Genomic DNA, 5,685 nt, shown 5'->3' with positions numbered 1-5,685 from the left:
CACGTGTTCTAATTCGGGGAAGGACTGCCAAGCTATCCTCCTCGATCGGACAGCCCCGAAATCGAAGTCAGCTGCTGGGTGAACGTCTCTCCTCCACCCTGGTCGGCGGTCAACCGGATAACGTGATGCGGGGCCTTCCGGCGTAGATACGCCGTTCCACTCGCCCCACCACCGCGAACACGGAAGTTCACGACGTACGTCTCGAACCGTCCGGCTGGCGTCTCCACAGTTTCTGTTCCCGTCACCCGATACCGCATGGTTTTCACCGACCGTGGGAGCTCGAATACGTCAAATGAGGCGACGAATCCCGGCCTCAGTGGCATCGCGCCGAGCGTCGTGAGCGGGTGATGAAACGAGTACCCTTCGAAGAGCACTGGGTCATCAATGGACGCTCGAATCGGGATGGAGCGCCCACTCGTTCGGGCCGTCCCGGTAACTAACGAGTCCGTGTACATGAGCCGGACATCCGCCTCCGAGTTGATGACCTGGGATTTGGGGCGAAGTGTCTCTCGGTCTACGATCAGTGAGTCGGGGCCGCCCCCCGCTCCTTCGGTGATGATGGTCCACGTGTCATTTCCGTCCGTGGAGGTGGGTCGGAGAGTGCGGGATACCGCCGGAGTGCCTTCATAGCTCAGCCGCACAGGCTCCAGCTCAGTGCCATCGGCCGCCGAGAGGCCAGCCACCTCTCCTTCGCCAGTGCGGTTCCAGGCATTGTTGGCCCGGCTCGTGTCCGGCAAGATTCCACTTGGGTCCACCGTCACGCGCCGCAGCGGTCCCTCGGTTACGCGAAGCGTGCTGGCGTCTTGGGTGTAGAAGGCCTCCTCCGGCACGTGCCGCCGTTGGGTCGTCCCGTCCTCGAAGGTAAGCCGCACCGGCACCGGCAGCATCAGCTCCCCATTCTGCTCGATAGTGACGGCGGCGGTGTCACGCGCGGTGGACGCCGTGTCGACCGACGCGACGGCCGGGTCCGCTACATCCGTCTCGTAGAACCAACTGCGCCAGAACCAGTCGAGATCCTCCCCGGTCACGTCCTCGATCGTCCGGAAGAAGTCGGCGGGCTTCGGATGCTTGTAGGCCCAGCGGTCGAAGTAGGCCTTCAGCGCCGCGTCGAAGCGCCTTGGCCCCAGCACGTGTTCTCTAAGTAGCATCAGTCCATTGGCCGGCTTGAGGTAAGCGGTGCGGCCGTAGGACGACACCCGGTCGGCATAGGTCATGATGGGCTGCGCGTCGGGCTTGCCCATTCCCCGAACCGTGATACCGGACAGACCACTCAGCGCCCCGGTCGGCGTACCCTCCCCGTAATAGTCAAGCTCGGAGTACTGGTTCATGAATTGGTTGAGCCCCTCGTCCATCCAAGCCCAACGGCGCTCGTCGGAGCCGACAACCATCGGAAACCAGGTGTGCCCAAGCTCGTGGTCGGTGACCCCGAAGAGGCTCTGGCCCCGGCGGGTCATATCGCAGAACACGATCTGCGGATACTCCATGCCGAGCACCCCTCCGGCTACGTTGATGGCGTTGGGGTAGGGATAGGGCGCCACGAAGTCGGAGTAAAACTCCACGGAGTGCTGGACAAACTCGGTCGAGTTCTCCCAGCCGGGCTTCTGTTCGGTGCCGAGCCCCTCTCGCGGGTAGTAGGACTGTGCGAGCACCGTCTCGCCGCCCGCTTCCGCCCGGGCGGCGTCCCAGATGAACGCGCTGGAGGCCGCCCAAGCGAAGTCGCGGACGTTTTCTGCCTTGTATCGCCACGTCAGCGGGCCGCTCCCGTCAGGCCGGGTTGACGGGTCGCCCACCTCCGTGCTGTCGACGATCATCACCGTCTCTCGGCTTTTCCGGGCTTTCTGCAGCCGCTCGCGCTGCGTCTCGGTGAGCACTTTGCCCGGGTTCTGGAGGCGCCCGGTAGCGGCCACGATCATGTTGCGGGGCACCGTAATGTTGACATTGAAGGTGCCATACTCCAGGTAGAACTCCCCCTGGCCGAGGAAGGGCATCGGGTTCCACCCATGCACGTCGTCGTAGACGTACATCCGCGGGTACCACTGGGCCAATTGGTAAATCGTGCCCTGCTGGACGTCGGTGATGCCGTGGCGGTCCGCGCCGTCCTTCGGGATCTGGAAACTCCACTTCAGCTCCAACTGAAGAGTCCCACCATTCGCCGCAAGCGGCTCGCGTAGGGCCACTTTCATGCGCGTTCCGTCGACCAGCGTGTCTGGGGCCACGGCCTCTCCGTTCCGACGGATCCGGACCGACGAGAGCGTGTAGCCGGCCCCTTCGAAAAAGCCGCTGAACCGCTCTCCTGGGTTAGCCTTCGCACCCCGACTGTCGGGCCGGAAGTAGTTTTGCTCCAGCTGTACCCAAAGCCGGTCCAGGGCCTGGGGCGAATTGTTGGTGTAGGTGATCGTCTGGGTGCCGGAGAGGCGGTTCCGAACCGTATCGAGACGCACGTCGATCTGGTAGTCCGCCTCGTTTTGCCAGTAGGACGGCCCGGGGCGCCCGTCTGCCGTCCGGTATCGACTCGGATCAGGGAAGTCGACCGGCTCAAACGGTTCGAGATTGTGGATCGAAGACGCTTCCGAGGCATTCTGGGCAAAACCCGCATGTACGGCCAGTCCAGCGACCATAAGCGCAAGCAGGAACGCGAGTCGGCGAATCGAATGCATCATCTGGAAACGATGTCCTGAGAACACATATGTTTGATAAAGGGTGTCTCGATTGTCGGAGAGTGGGCGCTTGGCGGCGTCGACCGGTGGTATCGCTCACAGGGCAACGGAGGGCGGCGGGTGATCACATCGATAATCTCTGCCGCCGCGCCCCGAGCGCTGTGCCCCAGGCACATCCACCCGTCACAGCACGACGCCGCAGCGAGCCTATGCCGAGTCTTCGTCGTCCAGGATGTCCTCAATGCGGGTGATCACATCTCGGAGGTGCCGCTCGGTCATCTCATCCGGGGCGCGGCGAAGTGCCCGTTTTATCTCGCCTCTGAGCGCACGAAGTTCTCCGCGGACCAGGGCCCGAATGTCCGACTGACTTACGTCGACGGGGGTCGATCGGATCTCCTTCAGGAGGTCTGCAGGGATCCCATCGGGTGCGGCCTCCCCAGTCATCAGCTCCTGCAGCCGCTCAAGATAGCCCCGTTGCAGGTTACGGCGGTAGGGCCCGATCGCTTCTCCGCTTTCAAGTTCAGCCCACACCCCCTCGCGAAGGTCTACCATCATCTCACTGGGCGAGTAGGTGTCGGCATCTGAGTGCATCGCGGTGATCTCGGTCATCCGGGCCAGGCGCTCGGGACGGAGTACCATCTCAACGATTCCGACCTGCGCCTCGCGAATCCTGTCCAGCGCGCCGGAAGATTCGATGCGGCGTAGCACGCCCGCCTCCACCAGCCACCTGGGCGTTTGCAGGCCCTGCTCGATCACAAACTGCATCGCGCGGCGCTGGCGCTTGGCCGACACCGGCTCGTAGACCGGTCCCTCCTGACTGTAGGTCTTGAACGTCTTACGGACGCCCCCGACGTGCCGGGCCGCGTGGCCGAGATACCGGCGCCACTGGTCCACTACCTCCCCGTAGAGCTCCTCCAGCTCGTCATAGTTGCTCCTGTCCTGCCGGGTCCACTCTACGAGATTGGGCACGACGCGCTTTAGATTTTCGACCCCGAGGCTCCCGGCCTTCACGACATTACGCCCCAGGTCCTCGCTCTGAGAACGGGGATCCGTCGGGCGATAGCCTGACTGGCCGTAGAGGTACCTCGGGTCGCCAGCTTTCTTCCGAATCATCTTGTCGAGGCGCTGGGCCCGTGCTTCTGTCGAGTCGATACCAGGGAACGCCTGATACCCCCACCGGACGGCCCACTTGTCGTAGACACCGATCTTCGGAACGAAGGTATCGACTCCATCCCCCGGCTGAGCCACGTAGTTGAACCGGGCGTAGTCCATGATGGAGGGGGTAGTGCCGTGCTTCCGGGTCCACTCCGGCGAACGGAGCGAGTCGACCGGCACGGCGTTACTGGCGACAAAGTTGTGCGGCAGGCCGAGGGTGTGCCCTACCTCATGGGCCACGACGTACTGGATGCCCCGCCCCATCGTCTCGGTGTCGAAGCTTTGTCCCCTCGCCTTCGGGTTCGCCGCGGCGGTCTGGACGAAAAGCCAGTCGCGCAGCAGGCTCTGGACGTTGTGGTACATGAAGATGTCGCTCTCAATAATTTCGCCAGAGCGGGGGTCGTGAACATGCGGCCCCATCGCATTCGGGGTCTCCGATGCCAACCACCGGACCGTCGAGTACCGGACATCGTCCGGGTCGAAGGTCGAATCCGCCTCCGACGGCATCTTCGCCTGGATGGCGTTTTTGAAGCCCGCCGCCCGAAAGGCTTTTTGCCAATCCTCGATGCCTTTCCGGATGTAAGGACGCCACTTTTTCGGCGTAGCTGGGTCGATGTAGTAGGTGATCGGGTCCTTCGGCTCAACGAGCTTTCCACTAGAGTACGCCTCTGGGTCAGAGGGTTTCAGGCGCCAGCGGGTGATCACGCACTCCTCAGCGGCCTGCTGCTCCTCGGAGCTGTAGTTCGTGCGCTCAACGTTGAAGTAGCCGACCCGCTGGTCGCAGTGGCGCGGAGTCATCGGATTTTTCGGCAGCAAGACCATCGAGTGGTTCATCTCCGCGCTGATGGTACCGGAGGAGCTGTTCGAGGGCGGGTTCTCGGCCTGGTAGGTCAGGACCACCTCCACGTCGGTATTCTGAGGAAAACTCTCCATCCCCGTCAGGTACGTCCGATTTTCGTCCAGCCGACGCGCCCCGTACTCCTGCCGAATCTGCTTCGGGAGCCCGAAGGCCTTGGTGTCGGTGAACAGCGACTTCGCGTCGATGAGGACCCCGCTGGAGTCTGCGTTCGGGGCCTTGACGTCGAAGGATTTCAGGATTGGCTCGAAGCTGGAGTTTTGAACGGCCTCGTAGACCGGGTCGTCGGGGTTGGCCGTCTTCTCGTAACTGGCGACCCGCAGGAGCACTTGGTCGCCCCGGCGCTCCCACCGTAGAACCCGAGTGCTCACTTTAAATCCTCCCCCGCCAAACGCCCCCAGAAGGTCATTCTGCGTCTTTGACACGCGCGAGACCGTCAGAATCTCACGTCCCAGCAGGGAATCGGGAATTCCAAAGTAGAGATGTTCATCGGTGCGGTGCGTTGTGATGAGACCGTCGTCGGTCGTGGCATCATCGGGGACAATTTCATTAAACGGCTTCATATCCCCGTTCTCCGATTCCGACGAGGACGCCTTCTGCTTGGTGTCGGTGTTTTTCTCCGATGAGTCAACGCTGGTGCTGATCTGCAGACTTCCGCAGCCAGCAACCACGGCTGCGATTGCAACCAGCGCGCTGTATAGAATGGTGCGGGTGTGTTGTCGGACGTGCGTGGTTATCATCGACGACGAGTTGAAAACGGTTCGGAAAAAGAGTGATGCTTCAGGAGCGTTTTTTCGGCCAAACTCCATGCCGGATCGCTTTTCTGGCATCTCAGCGCCGCAAGGTATTCATGCATCGGTTCGGATGTGCGTAAGCGCACGTCAAGTGTGCGCGGACGCACGGTTGTGGCCACGTCTCTCTGCACTTCCGCCCCCCCCGACTGTCTCGGGGGACTACCGAAGCGTGTACCGCAGTTTCACGATGAAGGCGTTGCGCGGCACGTCCCGGAACGCGTCG

The 5,685-nt window shown here is 62.4% G+C and carries 2 protein-coding genes; both read right to left on the bottom strand.

The genetic code is table 11. The features are described 5' to 3' along the window. Nucleotides 1-32: 32 nt before the first annotated feature. Nucleotides 33-2,660 carry a M1 family aminopeptidase gene (locus tag ABEL04_RS14935; RefSeq protein WP_375803199.1) on the bottom strand — a complete coding sequence of 876 codons (2,628 nt, stop codon included), beginning with the start codon at nucleotides 2,658-2,660 and terminating at the stop codon, nucleotides 33-35. A 204-nt stretch (nucleotides 2,661-2,864) separates the two neighbouring features. After that, entirely contained in the window at nucleotides 2,865-5,408 is a 2,544-nt protein-coding gene (locus ABEL04_RS14930) for a zinc-dependent metalloprotease (RefSeq protein ID WP_375803198.1), read from the bottom strand. Between the last annotated feature and the right edge of the window lie 277 nt (nucleotides 5,409-5,685).

This window comes from Salinibacter sp. (assembly GCF_042218895.1).
In the GTDB taxonomy this organism is placed as follows: Bacteria; Bacteroidota; Rhodothermia; order Rhodothermales; family Salinibacteraceae; genus Salinibacter.
Note: the sequence above shows the minus strand (reverse complement) of the source record. Positions and strands in the feature narration are given on the sequence as shown.